General features: G+C 68.4%; 21 protein-coding genes. 12 read left to right on the forward strand and 9 right to left on the reverse strand.

The features are described 5' to 3' along the window. Nucleotides 1–201: 201 nt before the first annotated feature. The gene (locus F0357_RS07185; RefSeq protein WP_153479719.1) at nt 202–1029 is read left to right on the forward strand and encodes a TIGR00282 family metallophosphoesterase; all 828 of its coding nucleotides are present in this window, start codon (nt 202–204) and stop codon (nt 1027–1029) included. A gap of 78 nt (nt 1030–1107) precedes the next feature. Then, nucleotides 1108–1857: a YebC/PmpR family DNA-binding transcriptional regulator gene (locus F0357_RS07190; protein WP_153479720.1), complete on the forward strand. Its 750-nt coding sequence runs from the start codon at nt 1108–1110 to the stop codon at nt 1855–1857. Nucleotides 1858–2076: 219 nt separating this feature from the next. Here F0357_RS07190 and F0357_RS07195 read toward each other — a convergent pair whose 3' ends face one another. Then, the gene (locus tag F0357_RS07195) at nt 2077–2364 is read right to left on the reverse strand and encodes a hypothetical protein (protein ID WP_153479721.1); all 288 of its coding nucleotides are present in this window, start codon (nt 2362–2364) and stop codon (nt 2077–2079) included. A 53-nt stretch (nt 2365–2417) separates the two neighbouring features. Beyond that, nucleotides 2418–2735 (reverse strand): hypothetical protein, encoded by a 318-nt coding sequence (locus F0357_RS07200; RefSeq protein ID WP_208948253.1) that lies wholly within the window; start codon nt 2733–2735, stop codon nt 2418–2420. Between the two features lie 146 nt (nt 2736–2881). Here F0357_RS07200 and F0357_RS07205 point away from each other — a divergent pair, with 146 nt between their 5' ends. Next, on the forward strand, nt 2882–3814 hold the full coding sequence (locus tag F0357_RS07205; protein ID WP_153479722.1) for a hypothetical protein: 933 nt from the start codon (nt 2882–2884) through the stop codon (nt 3812–3814). On the opposite strand, the gene F0357_RS07210 is transcribed toward F0357_RS07205, so the two are convergent. After that, entirely contained in the window at nt 3786–4070 is a 285-nt protein-coding gene (locus tag F0357_RS07210; protein WP_246161393.1) for a sulfurtransferase TusA family protein, read from the reverse strand. The two genes, F0357_RS07205 and F0357_RS07210, sit on opposite strands and share 29 nt — an antisense overlap. Nucleotides 4071–4241: 171 nt before the next feature. Here F0357_RS07210 and apaG point away from each other — a divergent pair, with 171 nt between their 5' ends. Then, complete coding sequence (gene apaG, locus F0357_RS07215; RefSeq protein ID WP_153479723.1) at nt 4242–4634, forward strand: Co2+/Mg2+ efflux facilitator ApaG/CorD; 393 nt, start codon at nt 4242–4244, stop codon at nt 4632–4634. Nucleotides 4635–5045: 411 nt separating this feature from the next. Next, complete coding sequence (locus tag F0357_RS07220) at nt 5046–6209, forward strand: OpgC family protein (RefSeq protein WP_153479724.1); 1164 nt, start codon at nt 5046–5048, stop codon at nt 6207–6209. A 135-nt stretch (nt 6210–6344) separates the two neighbouring features. Here F0357_RS07220 and F0357_RS07225 read toward each other — a convergent pair whose 3' ends face one another. Beyond that, complete coding sequence (locus tag F0357_RS07225) at nt 6345–6488, reverse strand: hypothetical protein (RefSeq protein WP_153479725.1); 144 nt, start codon at nt 6486–6488, stop codon at nt 6345–6347. Nucleotides 6489–6689: 201 nt separating this feature from the next. After that, nucleotides 6690–6872, reverse strand: a complete 183-nt coding sequence (locus F0357_RS07230) for a YdcH family protein (RefSeq protein ID WP_153479726.1) — start codon at nt 6870–6872, stop codon at nt 6690–6692. Nucleotides 6873–7167: 295 nt separating this feature from the next. On the opposite strand from F0357_RS07230, the gene F0357_RS07235 reads away from it, so the two are divergent. The 5 genes from F0357_RS07235 to F0357_RS07255 all read left to right on the forward strand — a co-directional run bounded on the left by F0357_RS07235 (nt 7168) and on the right by F0357_RS07255 (nt 10895). Continuing rightward, nucleotides 7168–7374 carry a YdcH family protein gene (locus F0357_RS07235; protein WP_153479727.1) on the forward strand — a complete coding sequence of 69 codons (207 nt, stop codon included), beginning with the start codon at nt 7168–7170 and terminating at the stop codon, nt 7372–7374. Nucleotides 7375–7518: 144 nt separating this feature from the next. Then, on the forward strand, nt 7519–8016 hold the full coding sequence (gene purE, locus F0357_RS07240) for a 5-(carboxyamino)imidazole ribonucleotide mutase (protein WP_153479728.1): 498 nt from the start codon (nt 7519–7521) through the stop codon (nt 8014–8016). Further along, a complete protein-coding gene (locus F0357_RS07245; RefSeq protein WP_153479729.1) occupies nt 8013–9128 on the forward strand; it encodes a 5-(carboxyamino)imidazole ribonucleotide synthase in 1116 nt (371 codons plus the stop codon). The genes purE and F0357_RS07245 overlap by 4 nt, the downstream gene beginning before the upstream one ends. Nucleotides 9129–9394: 266 nt before the next feature. Beyond that, nucleotides 9395–9628 carry a 30S ribosomal protein S21 gene (gene rpsU / locus F0357_RS07250; RefSeq protein ID WP_312861491.1) on the forward strand — a complete coding sequence of 78 codons (234 nt, stop codon included), beginning with the start codon at nt 9395–9397 and terminating at the stop codon, nt 9626–9628. A 331-nt stretch (nt 9629–9959) separates the two neighbouring features. Beyond that, nucleotides 9960–10895 (forward strand): tetratricopeptide repeat protein, encoded by a 936-nt coding sequence (locus F0357_RS07255; RefSeq protein WP_246161394.1) that lies wholly within the window; start codon nt 9960–9962, stop codon nt 10893–10895. 67 nt (nt 10896–10962) lie between these two features. Here F0357_RS07255 and F0357_RS07260 read toward each other — a convergent pair whose 3' ends face one another. Beyond that, a complete protein-coding gene (locus tag F0357_RS07260; protein WP_153479730.1) occupies nt 10963–11865 on the reverse strand; it encodes a histone deacetylase family protein in 903 nt (300 codons plus the stop codon). A 153-nt stretch (nt 11866–12018) separates the two neighbouring features. Between F0357_RS07260 and htpG the strand changes: the two genes are divergently transcribed. Beyond that, entirely contained in the window at nt 12019–13932 is a 1914-nt protein-coding gene (htpG, locus tag F0357_RS07265; protein ID WP_153479731.1) for a molecular chaperone HtpG, read from the forward strand. A 91-nt stretch (nt 13933–14023) separates the two neighbouring features. Beyond that, nucleotides 14024–14224: a YlcI/YnfO family protein gene (locus tag F0357_RS07270; RefSeq protein ID WP_208948254.1), complete on the forward strand. Its 201-nt coding sequence runs from the start codon at nt 14024–14026 to the stop codon at nt 14222–14224. 525 nt (nt 14225–14749) lie between these two features. Here the strand turns inward: F0357_RS07270 and ggt are convergent. The 3 genes from ggt to F0357_RS07285 form a co-directional block, all read right to left on the reverse strand. Next, nucleotides 14750–16519 (reverse strand): gamma-glutamyltransferase, encoded by a 1770-nt coding sequence (ggt, locus tag F0357_RS07275; RefSeq protein ID WP_153479732.1) that lies wholly within the window; start codon nt 16517–16519, stop codon nt 14750–14752. Between the two features lie 98 nt (nt 16520–16617). Then, a complete protein-coding gene (locus F0357_RS07280) occupies nt 16618–17655 on the reverse strand; it encodes a histone deacetylase family protein (protein WP_312861492.1) in 1038 nt (345 codons plus the stop codon). Between the two features lie 169 nt (nt 17656–17824). Beyond that, nucleotides 17825–18868: an extracellular solute-binding protein gene (locus F0357_RS07285; protein WP_153479733.1), complete on the reverse strand. Its 1044-nt coding sequence runs from the start codon at nt 18866–18868 to the stop codon at nt 17825–17827. Between the last annotated feature and the right edge of the window lie 25 nt (nt 18869–18893).

The following is an 18893-nucleotide window of genomic DNA, read 5'->3' on the forward strand; positions in this document are numbered from 1 at the left end:
CCCGGGGCAGCGTCGCCGCGCAGCGGGTGCGGCGTGCAACCCGCGGCATGTGGAAGAGTCCCCGAACCCGGCTGTCCCCGCTCGCATTTGACCGTTTGGACGGATTAATCATTGCCCGGAACGCCTGCACGCGCGTTCAATGGGGAATTCGGAAGCCGCCGGTCGCGATCCCGGCGGCTTTCTCGTCGGGGATATCGGACGATGCGGCTTCTGTTTCTCGGAGATGTGGTGGGGCGCGCCGGGCGCACCGCGGTGACGAACAGGCTTCCGGACCTGGTCGAGCGCTGGTCGCTCGATTTCGTCGTCGTCAACGGCGAGAACGCCGCCGGCGGGTTCGGCATCACCGAGGAGATCACCCAGGAGCTTCTCGACGCCGGGGCCGACGTCGTCACCACCGGCAACCACGTCTGGGATCAGCGCGAGGCCCTCGTCTTCATCGAGCGCCAGCCGCGGCTGTTGCGGCCCGTCAATTATCCCCGCGGCACGCCCGGGCGCGGCGCCAATCTCTTCATCGGCCGCAACGGCGCCCGCGTCCTCGTCATCAACGCCATGGGGCGGGTGTTCATGGACTCCCTCGACGACCCGTTCGCCGGCGTGGCGGCGGAGGTCGCCGCCTGCCCGCTCGGCGAGCAGGCGGACGCGGTCATCGTCGATTTCCACGCCGAGACGACCAGCGAGAAGCAGGCGATGGGCCACTTCCTCGACGGCCGCGTCAGCCTCGTCGTCGGCACCCACACCCACACCCCGACCGCCGATCACCGCATCCTGCCCGAAGGCACCGGCTTCATGACGGATGTCGGAATGTGCGGCGACTACGATTCGGTGATCGGCATGGAGAAGGACGAACCGCTCGGCCGCTTCCTGCGCAAGATCCCGTCGGGCCGCTTCGCGCCGGCGCTCGGCGACGCCACGCTGAGCGGGGTCGCCGTCGAGATCGACGACCGAACCGGCAAGGCGACGAAGATCGGACCGGTGCGGCTCGGAGGGGCGCTGTCTCAAGCAGAACCGGCGTTCTGGGACGCCGCCTGAGCGTCCCCGTCTTCCTTTCGCGCGGCTCAACGCCTATAAGCCGGGTCAAAGCCTGACCCACGCGAAGACGAGACGACCATGGCCGGCCATTCCCAATTTAAGAACATCATGCACAAGAAGGGCGCCGCCGACGCCCGCCGCTCGAAGCTGTTCTCCAAGCTCGCGCGCGAAATCACGGTGGCCGCCAAAACGGGCATGCCCGACCCGAAGATGAACCCCCGGCTGCGTCTCGCCGTGCAGAACGCACGCGCCGAGAACATGCCGAAGGACAACATCGACCGCGCCATCAAGAAGGCGCTGGGCTCGGATTCGGACAATTTCGACGAGATCCGCTACGAGGGCTACGGCCCCGGCGGCGTCGCCGTCATCGTCGAGACCCTGACCGACAACCGCAACCGCACCGCGAGCGCGGTGCGCGCCGCCTTCACCAAGCACGGCGGTGCGCTCGGTGAAACGGGCTCGGTATCGTTCATGTTCGATCGCGTCGGCGAGATCACCTTCAAGCCCGAGGCCGGCTCCGCCGACAAGGTCATGGAAGCCGCCATCGAGGCCGGCGCCGACGACGTCGCCTCCGACGAGGAAAGCCACGTGGTGGTGTGCGCCTTCGGGGCGATCGGCGAGGTCTCGGAAGCCCTCACCGCCGTGCTCGGCGACCCGGAGAGCGTCAAGGTCGTCTGGAAGCCGCAGAACATGGTTCCCGTCGACGAGGAGAAGGCGGAGACGCTCCTGAAGCTCATCGCCCAGCTCGAAGACGACGACGACGTCCAGGCCGTGTTCTCGAACTTCGAAGTGTCGGACGAGATCCTCGCACGCCTGTCGGCCGCCTGAGCCGACGCTCGGCCGGCGTCCCGGGCGCACTTGGGAGCGCTGCCCGCGCCGCTGTCCGGATGCCTATCGATCTCTGGCGAGCATCGGCCTACGATGACCGCATGTTCGGATGCGCGGGGCGCGTGCGCATTTCGTAGGCTTTATGTGCACCTCATGGAAACGCCCCGGGACCGGTAAGTCGCGGGGCGTTTCCGTATGTTTATGCGGTCGCGGGCGTTATTATTGCGCGGCGAGCGTGAGGCACTTGTAGGCGGCCTGGGCCGAGGCCTTGGCGGTGCCGCGGTTGATCGTGCCGGCCATCGCGAGGCTACGCGTGGTGTTGGTCAGCACGCCCTTCACGTCGGCGCCCGGGGCGATCTGCGGCAGCGTTTTGTTAAAGATGACCTGGGATTCCGCCGGCAGCTTGGCGCCGCAGGCCTTGGCCGACTTGACGTCAGCGTGGGCGGCCGACGCGAACGCGAGCGGCAGCGCGAGGCAAGCGAGGCGAACTAAAGATCGTGTGTTCATGGTAGGCCTGTGCACGGTTGGGAGGATTGAGGACGAGAGAGGCGGCGAGCGGATCAGCGCACGCCGACGCGGTTGACGGGTCCGCCGCGATTGACGGCCGACACGCCGGGACCGGCCGCACCGACGCCTGGCGTCGCAGCCGCCCGCGCCGCCGGCTTCGCGACGCAGCCAACGGGATAGCCCGGACGGGTGCAGTGCACCGCGGCGCGCGCGGCCGGTGCCGGACGGGCGACGCACCCCTTCGGCACACCGGCCGTCTTGCAATAAACCGCCGCCGCAGCGCGCGGCACCACCGGGAAGGCGAATCCGGTACCGATCAGTGCCACCGTGGCGGCGATGAGAGAGACGGCCTTAAACTTGCTTCCGATCATGCTATTCCCTTCGCGGACTGCCGCGCTTAAAGGCACGATGCCCAAGCTTGGTGCCCTCTCATGACGGGCGTATCAATGACGAAGATTGGATCGATCCTGTGGCGGATGAGATCGCGAGGTCGATCGATTCGCGGGAGGTGCGCGCGTTGAGCGCTCAGGCCTATCCCGACGACCTGCCTGACGGTCCGGTGATCGATCGCGCCGAGGTCGATAGGCTCGTGTGCCATCCGGATATAGATCGAGCCATTACCGTATCGGCCAAGACGATCGTCGAGATGCACCGGGGTCACTGGGTGATGAACCGGCTCGTCAGCGACCGCGGCCGATTCGTGCTCGCGACCATGATGACGGAGCTGCACTTCCGCGAGGGCAAGGGCGGCGGCTTCACCGCGGCACGGTTGCGCGATCTGGCGATCGCGGAGGCCGTGTGCAGTCCCGGCCGTGTCACGGCGTTCATCGCCGCAATGCGGCTCGTCGGCTTCCTCCGGCCGGCACCGTCGGCGGACCGCCGCGCCAAGCGCCTCGTCCCGACCACGCAATTCATCGATCTCCAGCGGGAGCGCATGACGGGGATGTTCTTGGCACGCGCCATCGTGCGTCCCCACGACGATGTGGCGGCCCTGGAGGACCCCTGGGTGCTCGGCGGCATGATGAGTTTCATGCTGAAGCGCTACGTGCAGGGGTTCAGGATCGCGATCGAGGTCCCGGCCTTGCGGCACGTGATGGACCGTGACGTCGGGATTCCGTTGACGCTCTGCGTCGTCCTCAATGATCTCGAGGGCCGCCAGAGCAACATCGCCCCGCTCGCCCGGCGCTTCTCGGTGTCGCGCTCGCACGTGCTGACCGTCATCCGCGAACTCTCCGCGGAGAACCTGATCGAACAGAGCAGCGCCCGCGGCGGCTTTCGCGGCACGCCCCTCCTCTTGGAGGCCGCGCGGCGCTTCTTCGCGACCGCCTACCTGTTGCAGGAGGAGGGCATCGTCCACGCCAAGGCCTGGGCGGCACGGGCGGATCGGTCGGGAGAGATCGCCGCAGCGGAGCCTCCCGCGGTCAAATCCGCTTCCGCACCTCGAAGGTGAGCGCGGTGCCGTCGCGCGTCACGAGGCGGGCGGCATGGCCGTCCTCCCGGCAGGCGTGGGGAATGTCCACCGCCGCGAGCGGATCGTTCACCCGGATGACGAGACGCGATCCGGCGGCGGCCTCCGCGAGCGCCGCCCGCATCCGCATCACCGGAAGCGGACAGCGTAAGCCGAGGAGATCGAGGAGTGGCGCGTCGGCCTGCATCTCCGCGGCGCTTTCATCCCACACGCCGTCCCGGGTCTCGTTACCGCTCATCCGTTCCTCATCCCGACCGCCGCCTAGCCCACCTTCCGACCGCGCACACCGAGGCCGCGGGTTGACGCCGGCGCCGGCCCCGCTTATGCGCGGCGAAGGCCGGCTCTGATCAAGGCCCTCGTGCCGGCCCGGCGAGCCCTCCGGTCACCCGCCGCCGCAGCGGAGCAATCCATGTATCGTGCCGTGACCCGCAACATCGAGATCACCGTGGCCCCGCGCTATGTCGCGGACGAGTCCGCGCCGGACGACGGCCGCTGGTTCTGGGCCTACAAGATCGAGATCGTCAACCGCGGCGACGAGACGGTGCACTTGCGCAGCCGCCATTGGATCATCACCGACGCCACCGGCGCCGTGCAAGTGGTGCGCGGGGCGGGTGTCGTTGGCGAGCAGCCGGTCATCCAGCCGGGCGGGCGCTACAGCTATACCTCGGGCTGCCCGCTCGGCACGCCCTCCGGCATCATGGTCGGCACCTACCGGATGGAGACGCCGAGCGGCGAGAGCTTCGACGTGGAGATCCCCGCCTTCTCCCTCGACATGCCTGGCGCACGCCGAACCCTGAATTGACGGCGCACGACGGCGTGTTCGAAGGTCGTCACAAAAAGCCGCGCGCTCGCCGCGCCTCGGTCTCGACACTGCCGAGATCATCCCCGAAGGTCGCCCGACTTCGGACAAGGGGACTGGGTTTCGAGGGGCGCGCTCGGCGACGGGCCAGGCGGACTGAGGCTGCGACGGGAACCGTCGGTCCCGCTTCGCCGTTGGCGATTCGGGTCGCGCACCGAAACCGCTCCGAGAAGGCGCATCGCGCCGGCCCGCCCACGCCTTTTCCCGGGCCGGCGGTCCGGGACGGGCGACGAGACGAGACGTTTGAACGACACGTTGTGGATGGCGGGCGGACTTGTGCCGGACGGCTCGAATCGTCTTCACAGACCCTCGCCGTAGCCGGCCTGAGGCAGGCTGCCGCCGGAGATCTGAGCCATGAATGCGAACCGGTCCCGGCGGGATCACCGCCTCGATTTCTGGCGCGGCCTCGCGCTGGCGATGATCTTCATCGATCACATCCCCGGCAACATCTTCGAGAACGTCACGCTGCGGAACTTCGGCGTCTCCGACAATGCCGAGGTGTTCGTGTTCCTGTCCGGCTTCTCGGCCTCGATCGCCTATTTCAGCAAATACATGGGCGGCAATCCGGTGTTCGCCAGCGTCCGGGTCTGGCAGCGCACGGGCAAGCTCTACCTCGCCCACATCGTGACCATCATGGGCGCGGTCGCGCTCTTCTTCGGCGCGGCGATCTGGTTCGCCGACCCGCATTGGACCAAGGTGAACGGCCTAGACCTCCTGCTGCGCGACCCCGTGCACGCTTTGGTCGGGCTTTCGACCCTCACCTTCCAGGTCGGCTATTTCAACATCCTGCCGCTCTACATCGTCCTGCTCGCGGCGACACCGCTCCTGATGTGGATCGCCTCGCGCAACCTTTGGACCGCGCTCGCCCTGTCGCTCATCCTCTACGTCGCCGGCAAGACATTCGGCTGGAGCCTGCCGAACGTGCCGTCCGAGGGCTATTGGTTCTTCGATCCGATCGCCTGGCAGCTTCTCTTCACCATCGGCTTCGTCGCCGGCACGCTCTACAAGGCCGGCCAGCCGGTGCCGTTTCACCGGCTCGCTTATGCCGGCGCGGTTGCCGTGCTCGTCGCCGGGTTCGCCATCCAGCGCTTCTCGCTCTATCCGGCAGACGACGCGCTGCCGCTGCCGACCTGGCTCTTCACCTTCGACAAGAACGGCCTCGCCCTGCCCCGGCTCCTGCATGCGCTGGCGCTGATCTACGTCGTCGCCAACCTGCCGTTCGACTGGATCGATCGGAAGATCATGCAGAGCGGGGCGACCAACCCGCTCGCCCGCATGGGTCGTCACTCGCTGCCGGTGTTCTGCACCGGCTCGCTGCTCGCCGTCGTGGGACAGGTGCTGGAGCGGGAGAGCGGCGGCGGCCTTGCGGTCGACGTGACGCTCGTCGGCGTCGGCCTCCTGATCCACGTTGGCCTCGCCATGTGGCTCGACCTCTGGAAGGAGATCACTGCGCCGCGTGACGCCGCGAAGGGCGCGACCGCCGGTGTGCCGGGCGCCGCGGCATCGCGCTCGACGTGACCCGAACAACGGTTCGGGGCGGCCGAAGGAACACGGCCGTACACCCGATGCGGTGACCGCCTGCCCGAATCCCGCCTAAGACGAGCGGCACCCCCAGCGGACCGGGGCCGACAATCGTCGTCTGGTGTCGGAAGGTCAGGTGCGGTCGGCGGCCGACAAGGTGAACGGTGCGGTCGGCCGAGGATGCCACGTCGCAGCGGCACCGGCCGCCAGCGAGAGGCAGATGGCGGCGACCAGCGCCGAGGCGATCGTCACGCCGAGAAGATCGTTGGCACGCATGATCGAGGCTCCCGCAGAGCGCGGCGCATCTCGCCATGCTGCTCTGCCTGATTCGCTCCCGATCACCAGATTAGCCGGCACTTTGTCGAAGCTGCGATTCTTCCGTGTCGCAACCGTGGCGAGACGGCAGATCGAACGACGTGCGTCGTGCTCCCCCGAGAGGGAGGTCGAACGCGGCGGCGCGCCGCGCTCGACCCTGGCTCAGTGCAGCGAGACGGGCTGCTCCAGACGCGTGATCTCTTCCTTGAGCTGAAGCTTGCGACGCTTCAGGGCCGTGATGGTGAGTGTATCGACGCTCGTCGGGCGGGCCTGGGCCTCCGCCAACTCGCGCTCCAATGCGGCATGGCGCCGGTGCAGCTCGTTCAAGTGCGATTCGACCGACATGAGCACCTCCTCGCGTGGGTCTATCCAACGCACGAAGTCTGCCATGAAAGCATGAGCCTGTCGAAGCCGAATGACACCATTACGACAGTGAAGACTTCACGCTTTGCGATGGGCGCGGCCCTCCAACCGGAGGCGCGGACGTGGTAGAAGGATGCCACGTGTTCGTGCATGTTCCGCCGGCCGGCGCCAGGAGCCCGGTGTCGGCGGTTCTGTGGCTTATCTCGCGGATGGGGTTGTCGGACGTGACAGGGCGGAAGGCGGCACGCGGCCGTCGGGAGTACGAGGCAACCGCAGCATGACCGACGAAGAGGAGATGGCGGTTCGGCACGAACTGGCCCGCCTGCGTCAGGAACACCGCGATCTCGACGCCGCAATCGCGGCGCTCGCGGCGAGCACTCACGCCGATTTCATCCAGGTGCAGCGCCTGAAGAAGCGCAAGCTCGCGCTCAAGGACCGCATCGGCTTCCTGGAAGATCAAATCCTGCCCGACATCATCGCCTGAGATCAGGCGGCACCGCCTCGACGCGTCCCCCTGCTGCTTCGTCTCGCCGCTTCGTCTTGCGAACCGCGACCCTTTCCGCTAATGGCCCGTTTTCGCCGCCGTGGGCCGGCGCGCGACCCCTTCGAGAGAGAGGCTGAGGCGCCAATGGCCGACACCGCGCCGCCGGTTGCGATCATCATGGGCTCGACGTCGGATTGGCCGACGATGCGCCACGCGGCGGACACGCTGGCGGCGCTCGGCGTCGAGCACGACGTCCGCATCGTCTCCGCCCACCGCACCCCAGACCGCATGTACGCCTTCGCCAAGGACGCCCGCGCGCGCGGCGTCAAGGTGATCGTGGCGGGTGCCGGCGGCGCCGCCCACCTGCCCGGCATGGTCGCGGCCCTGACGAGCCTGCCGGTGTTCGGCGTGCCGGTCGAATCCCACGCTCTGTCGGGACAGGACAGCCTTCTTTCCATCGTCCAGATGCCCGCCGGCATTCCGGTGGGGACCCTCGCCATCGGCAAGGCCGGGGCCGTCAATGCCGGGCTCCTTGCCGCAGCGGTGCTGGCGCTCTCCGATCCGGCGCTCGCCGCGCGGCTCGACGCCTGGCGGCAGGCCCGCACCGACGCCGTTCCCGACCGCCCGGAGACCGAAGCATGACGAGCGGCAACGTGACGACGAGCGTCTCGGACGGTTCGATCGTGCTGCGCCCCGGCGCGACCCTCGGCATCCTGGGCGGTGGCCAGCTCGGCCGCATGATCGCCCTCGCCGCAGCCCGGCTCGGGCTCGCGGTCCATGTCTATTGTCCAGATCCCGCCTCCCCCGCCTTCGACGTGGCGCGGGCGAAGACGATCGCCGGCTACGAGGACGAGGCGGCGCTCGCCGCCTTCGCCGCGGCGGTCGACGTCGTGACCTACGAATTCGAGAACGTGCCGGAGCGCACCGCCGCGGTGCTGACCGAGCGCGTCGCGGTGCGACCCGGCGCCCGGTCGCTGGCGATCTCCCAGGACCGCTTCGCCGAGAAGACCTTCCTGTCCGATCTCGGCATCCCGGTCGCGCCCTTCGCGGCGGTCGACGGCGTCGAGGATCTCGTCCGCGCGGTCGAGACGATCGGCCTCCCCGCGATCCTCAAGACGCGGCGCTTCGGCTACGACGGCAAGGGGCAGATCACCCTCAAGCCCGGCTTCGACCCGCAGGCCGCGTACGACGCGATCGGCCGGGCACCGGCGATCCTCGAGGGCTTCGTGCCGTTCGCGCTCGAATGTTCGGTGATTCTGGCGCGCGGGCTCGACGGCGCGGTCGAAGCGTTCGACATCGCCGAGAACCGCCACGAGAACCACATCCTGAAGCGCACCCGCGTGCCGGCCGCGATCTCGCCCGAGACCGAGCGGCGGGCCCGCGCCCTCGGCGCCCAGGTCGCCCATGCGCTCGACCATGTGGGCGTGCTCGCGGTGGAGCTCTTCCTCGTCCGCGACGCGGCCGGCGAACGCCTCGTCGCCAACGAGATCGCGCCCCGCGTCCACAATTCCGGCCATTGGACCGAGGACGGCGCGACGGTCTCCCAGTTCGAGCAGCATGTTCGTGCCGTCGCCGGCTGGCCGCTCGCGGCGGCGCGCCTGCGCGAGCCGGTCGAGATGGAAAACCTGATCGGCGACGACGTCGACCGCTGGCACGAGATCCTCGCCGAGCCCGGCGCCCATCTCCACCTCTACGGCAAGGCCGAGGCCCGGCCGGGCCGCAAGATGGGTCACGTCAACCGGCTCAAGGCGTAACCGAAACGCGGTGCGCGCGGCGGATCGCGACCGATCACGATGCGCGGCGAGACGTGCCGCAGGGCGTGGACAGCGGTCGCGCTTTCTGCTATCGACCCTCGCGACGGCGAGCGACGCTTGCACGGCACAGCCTGGGCCATGGCCCGCGCAGCCGGCATCACCGAACCGCTCGGAATCGCGTCGCCAACGATTTTGATGAAACTCTCGACTGCCGACCGGGGTTAGGCGCCCCAAAAGGCGGTTTTACAGGAACGGCGGGATAGAGCGTGCAGGTTCTCGTTCGCGACAACAATGTCGATCAGGCCCTGAAGGCCCTCAAGAAGAAGATGCAGCGCGAAGGCATCTTCCGCGAGATGAAGCTCCGTGGCCACTACGAGAAGCCCTCGGAGAAGAAGGCGCGTGAGAAGGCCGAAGCCGTTCGTCGCGCCCGCAAGCTCGCCCGCAAGCGCGCCCAGCGCGAAGGCCTGGTCCCGGCCAAGGCCCCGACCGTCAAGCGCTGAGCCACCGACTCGCTTTCTGCCTTTCTTCGATAGGATGGGCCGGTGCCGCATTGCGGCTCCGGCTTTCGTCGTTGATATGGCCCGCTCCCTTCACGAGCGAATTGAAACACCTTCGTACATTTGCTTCAGTCGATCTGATGCGTCCTGAGGGGTTCATCACCGTCGACCTGTGGCCTCGTTGCGTCGGTTGAGGCAGAATTTGGCAAGAAGCGAGACTTCGACTTGCAGCCGTCCCGCTCTTGCCGCGTTTGTCTTGTTCCACGCGGGTTCAATCGGGAAATTCGGCTGTGGCGTTGATTCGCCCGGCCGGCGCGACGACGAGGAGCAGGGGATGATGCGGCAGGCTGGCAAGGCGCGCGCAATGGCGCGGATCGGCGGAGCGGATGGCTCGCCCGCGACGTCCGGCGCCCTTCGGCGCCCTCGCGCGGCGCTCGCGCTGCTCGCCGTGACCGGCGCCCTGGCGCTCGCCGGTTGCCAGACCAGCGAGATGCTGAGCCCGTCGGAGCAGGCCGCCCGTGCCGGAGCGAGCCAGAACGTCGCCTCCCTCAGCGAGGTCATCGCCGCCAATCCGCAGGATGCCAACGCCTACAATCTGCGTGGCTCCGCCTATGGCCGCGCCGGCGATTACGCCAAGGCGATCCAGGACTTCACCACGGCGATCAAGCTCAACCCGCAATTCGCCGCGGCCTATTCCAACCGCGCGCTGATCTATCGCGGCATGGGTGATACCAAGCTCGCCATCGCCGACTACACAACCGCCATCCAGATCGATCCGAGCTACACCGCCGCCTATGTCGGCCTCGGCAACATCTACCGTCAGGCGGGCCAGTACCAGCAGGCGCTCGACAACTTCAACGCGGCGATCAAAATCAACCCGAACGATTCCCGCGCCTTCCACAACCGCGCCCTCGTCGAAGAGGCGCAGGGCCAGCACCAGCAGGCCATCGAGGACTTCGGCACCGCGATCAGCCTGGCGCCGTCGGCGGCCGAGCCCTACAACGGCCGCGGCCTTGCCTACATGGCGATCGGGAAATTCCAGGAGGCGGCGGACGATTTCACGGTCGCCGTGTCGATCGACCGCAATTATGCGGACGCCTGGGCCAACCGCGGCGACGCGTTCTCCAAGCTCGGCGACGTCGAGAAGGCGCGCCAGTCCTACCGTGCCGCGCTCAGCCTGCAACCGAACGACCCGAAGGCCGTCCAGGGTCTCAAGGCGCTCTCCGGCGGCGCGGCGGCCGCCGGCGACGGCACCGCCACTTCGGGCTGATCCCGGCGCGGACTGCCGCGCCTCCCGTTCGCATGCCCCAAGCCTCTCGGCCGTCGCATGGACGGCCTCACACGAACTCCGCCGCGACGCGGTGCAGGATCGTGTGCCGACGGGCGAGCCGCTCGAGGTCCGGGTCGTAGCCGCCGCCGAGCACGCCGGCGAGCGGCACGCCGGTTTCCCTCACCGCATCGATGACGTAGCGGTCGCGCTCGGTCAGGCCGTCGTCGCTCAAGGCGAGCCGGCCGAGCCGGTCGTCGGCGTGGGGATCGACCCCGGCATTGTAGAAGACGATGTCCGGCCGGTGGTTCGCGACGAGCGCGCGCACGTGCTGGCGGATGAGCGCCACATAATCGCGGTCGCCCAGATCGTCCTCGACCGGCAGATCGAGGTCCGAGGGCACCTTGCGGGCCGGATAATTCTTCTCCGCGTGGATCGAGAAGGTGAAGACGGCCGGATCGCCGGTGAAGATCGACGCGGTCCCGTCGCCCTGGTGGACGTCGCAATCGATCACCATCGCGCGCTCGATCCGGCCCTCGCGCTGGAGCACGCGGATCGCCACCGCCACGTCGTTGAAGACGCAGAAGCCGGCGCCCTGTTCGGCCCGCGCATGGTGGCTGCCGCCGGCGGTGTTGCAGGCGATGCCCTCGGCGAGGGCGAGGCGGCCGGCGAGCACGGTGCCCGCGGTCGCCGCGGCGGCGCGCCGGCCCACCGCCTCGACCATCGGCAGACCGATCTCGCGGGCGATCGCCGCCGGCACGTCGGCGGCCAGCACCTGCTCGACATAATCCTCCCGGTGGACCAGGCAGAGCCAATCGGCCGGGGCTTCGCCGGGCACGTGGAACTCGTCCGGCGTGACGAGGCCGTCGTCGATGAGCACCTCGGCCACCCGGCGGAACTTGCCCATCGGGAAGCGGTGATCGGCCGCAATCTCGGCGTGATAGAGCGGATCGTGGACGATCGGCAAAGCCATGGCGGAAGTCTCCGGGCGCAAGCCCTTTCGGGGCGGACGGAACGCCTTGAACAGGGCTCCATCCCGACGATATAGAGCGCGACCGGCGCGTCCCGCCACCTGCTTGGGATGGGCCGCGTTTTCCGCTTCCTGTCAGAAACGATGATCCGCCCGATGGACACCGATAGCCCGACCCAAGCCGCACCCGCCGACGGCCGGACCGAGACGCGCCCGTTCGCCGCCGACGTCGCCCAGCTCCTGAAGCTGATGGTCCACTCGGTCTATTCAGACCGCGATGTTTTCCTGCGTGAACTCCTGTCGAACGCCGCCGACGCCTGCGAGAAGCTGCGCCACCTCTCCGCGACCGAGCCCGGTCTCGAGGTCGGCGACGCGCCGTTCGCGATCACGATCGAGGCCGACGAGGCCGCCGGCACCCTCGCCGTCTCCGACAACGGCATCGGCATGAGCCGCGACGAGCTCGCCGAAAATCTCGGCACCATCGCCCGCTCCGGCACCCGCGCCTTCGTCGAGGCGCTCGCCGAGAAGGCCGACGGCACGGCCCTGATCGGCCAGTTCGGCGTCGGCTTCTATGCCGCCTTCATGGTCGCCCGAGAGGTCGTGGTGACGAGCCGCCGCGCCGGCTCCTCCGAGGCCTGGACGTGGCGCTCCGACGGCGCCGGCGCCTTCACGATCGAGCCCGCCGGCGACGAGGCGCCCGCCCGGGGCACCCGCGTGCTCCTGAAGCTCGCCGACGACGCCAAGGATTATGCCAAGGCCTACAAGATCGAGGACGTGGTGCGCACCCATGCCGCCCACGTGCCGGTGCCGATCTTCCTCGTCGAGGCCGGCAAGGACGAGAGCGAGCCGCGCCAGCTCGTCGACGGCACGGCGCTCTGGACCAAGCCGAAGAGCGCGGTGACGGCCGAGGAATATGCCGACTTCTACCGCCTCGTCAGCGGCGACTTCGGCGAGCCGGCCTTGACCGTGCATTATCGCGCCGAGGGTCGGCAGGATTATTCCGTGCTCGCCTTCGTGCCAAAGCAGCGCCCGTTCGATCTGTTCGATCCGAGCCGCAAGGGCCGCATCAAGCTCTATGTCCGCCGCGTCTTCATCACCGACGAGGCCGAGCTCCTGCCGGCGTGGCTGCGCTTCGTCCGCGGCGTCGTCGACAGCCAGGATCTGCCGCTCAACCTCTCCCGCGAGATGTTGCAGACGAACCCGCTGCTCGAGGCGATCCGCAAAGGGCTCACCAACCGCATCCTGACCGAGCTCGAGAAGCTCGCCGAGAACGACAAGGACGCCTACGCCGCGGTGTGGGAGGCGTTCGGCGCGGTGATCAAGGAGGGGCTCTACGAGGACCCGGAGCGGCGCGACGCGCTGTTCAAGATCGCCCGCTTCCGCACCACCAAGGCCCCCGAGGGCGGCCGCTCGCTCGCCGAGGTGCTGGCGGACAAGGTCGAGAACCAGACCGCGCTCTATTATGCCCTCGGCGACAGCGAAGCCGCGGTGAAGGCGAGCCCCCATCTCGAAGGCTATGTCGCCCGCGGAATCGAGGTCCTCGTGCTCACCGACCCGGTCGATGCCTTCTGGGTGCAGACGGCGCTCGGCTACGAAGGCAGGCCGTTCCGCTCGGTGACCCAAGGCTCGGCCGATCTCGACGCCATCCCGCTCCCCGACAGCGCGGACAAGCCGGAAGCCGCCAACGCCGGCGACGTCGCGGCGCTCGCCGCCCTCGTCAAGCAGAGCCTCGGCGACAAGGTGAGCGCGGTGCGCCCCTCCGAGCGGCTGGCGACGAGCGCGGTCTGCCTCGTGGCGCCGGACGGTGGACCCGACCGCCGCTTCGAGAAGCTGATGAGCAGCTCGCCGAACGGCCTCGGCACCTTCGCGCCGGTCCTGGAGCTCAATCCGCGCCATCCGCTCGTCAAGGCGCTGGCGGCGAAGGCATCGGCCGGTGGCGCCGCCGGCGAGATCGAAGCGGCCGCGGTGCTGCTCTTCGGCCAGGCCCGCATTCTCGACGGCGAGGCCCCGGACGACCCGGCCGCCTTCGCCGAAGGCCTCTCCAAGCTGATGGAAGCCCGCTTCGCCTAAGAGGCGCGGCTCACCCGACTTCGGAAGCCCGGCTGAAATCGCCGGGCTTCCGCGCTACAACAATTAGATGCCAACGGGGAAGGAGCCGGACGTGCTTGCGATCAGGCTACCGCCAGACCTCGAATCCCGACTGGAGTCGCTCGCCAAGACGACGGGCCGCACCGAGCGCGACCATGTGCTTACCGCCATCGCCGATTATCTCGACGGCATCGAAGAGAGGCGGAAGCCCGCCGCCGGCTCGCAGACATCAAGTCCGGACGAACCGAGACGACCCCGCTCGACGATGTGCTGAAGCAATAGAGGTTCTTCAGCACCGGAGACGACAGTGCCGCCGGAACGTCAGGCACTGCCCTCTCCGTGGTCTTTCCCCGGGCTCGTCCCCAGGGCTCTCGCATATGATTGACATCCCCGCGTCTTCCTTCTCCCCGCGTGCGGGGAGAAGGTGCCCCGATAGGGGCGGATGAGGGGTGTTCACGCTCCCTGCTTTCACCGTAAATTTCTGAAAATAAAAGAGGATTATCCCCTCATCCGCCCCTTCGGGGCACCTTCTCCCCCACGGGGGAGAAGGGCTCGGCAGCGCAGTGGGAGCCATAGGCGATAACCCTCGCCTGGTCCCGGGGACCCACGGGCAGCAAGCGCTGAGCCCACCGCCCCTGGATCCCCGCCACAAGGGCGGGGATGACGGCGGAGGGGCCGTTCCCGGAACGATGTTGGGGGCGAGTGCGAGGATCGTACCGCGGTCCGGCGGCTGGAAGCGTTCCTCGATGACCGACCGAGCACCCCATGCCGGAGACGCGCCGGGCGCTTGCCCTCTCCCTTATTGCGCCACCGCGGCGCCGGCGGGGCGGCGGTTGTCGTTGGCGCCGAACACCGTGCCGGCGGCCGGCTTCCAGACATTGAGCGTGTCGTCGGCGAACGAGGGCGGCGCCGCATCGGAGGGCTTGGCGCCCGGCGCCAGGATTGCCTCGACGGCGCTCCACGGCTTCTGGACCACGATCTTGTAACCCATCGCAGCGAGCGCCTTGCGGGTGTCGGGCGACATCGCATAGGGCTCGGCATAGACCACGTCCGGCAGCCATTGATGGTGGAAGCGCGGCGCGTCAACGGCTTCCTGCAAGGTCATGCCGTGGTCGATGACGTTAACGATCGTCTGCAACACCGCCGTCGGAATGCGCGAGCCGCCGGGGCTGCCGAGCACCATGAAGGGTTTGCCGTCGCGGGTGAGGATGGCCGGCGTCATGGAACTCAAGGGCCGCTTGCCCGGCGCGATGGCGTTCGCCGCCCCCTGGACGAGGCCGAACATGTTCGGCACGCCCGGGCGCATGGTGAAATCGTCCATGGTGTCGTTGAGGAAGAAGCCGGCGCCCGGCGCCATCACCTTGGCGCCGAAATAGGCGTTGAGCGAGAAGGTCACGGCGACCGCGTTGCCGGCCGCGTCGAGCACCGAATAATGGGTCGTCTCGGTGCCCTCGTGCGGCGGCGTGCCGGGCTTGAGTTCGCTCGACGGGGTCGCGCGGTAGCGCTCGATGGTGGCGCGGATCGCCGCCGTGTACGCCTTCGAGATCAGCCGATCCACAGGGTTCTGGACGAAGGCCGGATCGCCTAGATCGCTGTTGCGGTCGAGATAGGTCTGCCGCATCGCCTCGATCATGAAATGGTCCGCCTCGGACGAGCCGTAGCCGAGGAAGCCCAGCGGATAGCCTTCGAGGATGCCGAGCATCTCGCACAGCGCGACGCCGCCGGAGCTCGGCGGCGGGGCGGAGAGGATGTCGTAGCCGCGGTAGGAGCACGCGACCGGGGCCGAGACCGGCGCCGTGTAGTGGGCGAAATCGGCGGCCTTCAGGATGCCGCCGCCGGCCGCGCTCGCCGCCGCGATCTTCTCCGGCAGGGCTCCCTCGTAGAAGGCGGCCGGCCCCGTCTCGGCAATGGCCGAGAGGGTCGCGGCGAGGTCCGTCTGCACCAGCCGGTCGCCCGGCTGGAGCGGCGCACCGTCCTTCAGGAAAATCTTGGCGATCGCCGGATCGCGGCGGAAGGCCTCGGTCGCGGTGGCGAAGATCGCGGCATCGCCCGGCGCCAGCACGAAGCCGTCGCGGGCGAGCGCGATCGCCGGCGCCATCACCTGCTGCCGTGTCATCGTGCCGAAACGGGTGAGCGCTGTGTCGAGCCCGAGCACGCTGCCGGGCACGCCCACCGCCAGCCAGCCGTCGAGGCTCGCGCCGGGGATCGGCTGGCCGTGGCTGTCGAGATACATGTTAGGGGTCGCGGCGCCCGGCGCCTCTTCGCGGAAATCGATGAAGAAGGCGCGGCCGTCGGCGAGCCGCAGCACCATGAAGCCGCCGCCGCCGATATTGCCGCAGCACGGATTGACCACCGCCTGGGCATAGCCGACGGCGACCGCCGCATCGACCGCGTTGCCGCCGGCGCGCAGGATGGCGGCGCCGACCGCCGAGGCGATCGCCTGATCGCTGACCACCATGCCCTGGCGGCCTTCGACCGGCTGCGGCGAGATCGCCGCGGCGGGCAGCGGCGCCGCAAGGGCGAGACCGAGCGCGGCGGCAGCGATGCGCAAAGCGCGGCGGAAGATCATGGTCGGCCCCATCCCGTCAAACCGGATCGGCCGCCAATCCAGCACGGCGCGCGGACAAATGCACGCCCGATGCGCCGCGCCGGATCATCTCGGAGAGGTCAGAGCTTGTGGGCGCCCTCGAAGCCGCTCAGCACGTTCGCCGTGTTGATGCCGAGGGGCTCGACGGCGTAGCCGCCCTCGAACACGAACAGGGTCGGCAGGCCGAGCGCCGCGATGCGCTCGCCCATCCGCAGGAAGTCCTCGCTCTTCAGCTTGAACTTCGAGATCGGGTCCTCTTCGTAGGTGTCGAGGCCGAGGGAGACGACGAGGGTATCGGCGCCCCAATCCTTGACCTTGCGGCAGCCGGTCTGGAGGGCCTCGTCGAAGGCGCCCCACAGCGTGCCGAAGGGGAGCGGGAAATTGAGGTTCGCCCCCTCGCCCGCGCCGAAACCGGTCTCGTCCGCATAGCCGAGGAAGAACGGATATTCGGTCTCCGGCGTGCCGTGCAGCGAGACGAACAGCACGTCGGCGCGGTCGTAGAAGATCTGCTGGGTGCCGTTGCCGTGGTGATAATCGACGTCGAGGATGGCGACGCGGCGGCCCTGATCGGTCAGCGCCTGGGCGGCGATGGCGGCGTTGTTGAGATAGCAATAGCCGCCCATCTGGTCGGAAGCGGCGTGGTGGCCGGGCGGACGGCACAGGGAGAAGACGGAGCTCTCGCCCTCCTGCAACAGGGCGACGCCGGTCAGCGCCACCTCGACGGCCGAGCGGGCGGCCGCGAAGGTGCCCTTGGTGATGCCGCAGCCGGCATCGAAGGAATAGAAGCCGAGCTGGCCCTCGATCGTCTTCGGCTCGACGTCGCGCAGGCTGCGGGTCGGCCAGGTGAAGGCGAGCGCGTCGGTCTCGTCACCCTGGCGGGCGACCCAGGCGTCCCACGCGCCTTCGAGAAAATCGACGAACCGGGGGGCATGGACGCGCTTCGCCGCCTCAAGGCCCAGCGCGCGCGGCTCCAGGATCGGCCCGAGGCCGACGGCGCGGATGCGCTCGATCACGATCTCGGCGCGGCGGGGATATTCGAACGCCGGCACCATCTTGCCGGACACGAGCTCGGCGCGGGTGTGATGCAGCCGATGGTTCTCGCTGTAGATCGTCTTCACGGGGCGGCTCTCCAGGCAGGCGGCCCGCCGCGCGGCGCAGGCGGCCGGGGCGGATGCGGACGGGCGAGCGGGACGGTCCCGCTCGCTTCATGCGTGGGCCGCCCTCTTGGGGCGGCCCGTTCGATCGGCCGGTCTCAGGTGCGGCCAAGGATCGCTCGTGGGGCGAGCCTCACTTGCGGACGTTGGTCCACACCTTGTCCATGAGTTCCTTGGCCTTGGCGCTGCAGCCCGGGGCCATCTTCATCAGCGCCTCGTCCTCCTTCGGCGGCACCACCGCCGGGTCCTTGGCGAGCGCCGGATCGAGGAACTCGGCCGAACCCGGCACGGCGTTCATGTAGCCGGTGAAGTTGGTCGCCTCGGCGATGTTCTTCGGGTCCATCATCCAGTTGATGAAGGTCTTGGCCTCCTCGACGTTCTTGGCGCCGACCGGAACCGCCAGGTTGTCGGCCCAGAGGTTGATGCCCTCCTTCGGATAGACGTAGACGGCGGTCTTGAGGTCCTGCTTGGTACGGTGCGCGGCACCGTTCCACTGCTGGTGCATCACCACTTCCTTGGCCACCATGCGCTCGATGGTGCCGTCGGAATTGTAGAGCGCGACGAACGGCTTCTGGGCGAGGAGCAGGTCCTGCACCTTCTTCATCTGCTTCGGATCCTCCGAACAGGCCGGAACACCGAGATAATAGGAGGCCGCGAGGATCACCTCGCGCTGATCGTTGAGGACGCCGATCTTGCCCTTCAGCACCTCCTTCGGCTCGAAGAATTCCTTCCAGCTCGATTCCAAGGGACCGGTGACGGCGCTGTCATAGGTGAAGCCGGTGGTGCCGTACATGTAGGGCGCGGTGTATTTGCGATCTGGATCGAAATAAGGCGCCTTCAGCGGGCCACCGACATTCTTGAAATTCGGCATCTGGTTGACGCCGATATCCTGGATCAGGCCCTGGTCGGCCATGATCTTGACCATGTAATCGGACGGCACGATCACGTCGTAGCCGGTGCCGCCGGCCTGCAGCTTGGCGAGCAGAGTCTCGTTCGAGTCGTATTGGTCGAGCGTGACCTTGATGCCGGTCTCAGCGGTGAACCGCTTCAAGAGATCGGGCGGCATGTAGTTGGTCCAGTTGTAGAGGAACAACTCCTTCGCCTCGGCCGCGACCGGCGCGGCCGCGATCAGCACGCCGGCGATGAGCGCGGCGGCGGTCTTCTTAAGGGTGGACATGGGCCTTCTTCCTTCTCTCTGGATC

It is taken from the genome of Segnochrobactrum spirostomi, from assembly GCF_009600605.1.
Taxonomy (GTDB): domain Bacteria; phylum Pseudomonadota; class Alphaproteobacteria; order Rhizobiales; family Segnochrobactraceae; genus Segnochrobactrum; species Segnochrobactrum spirostomi.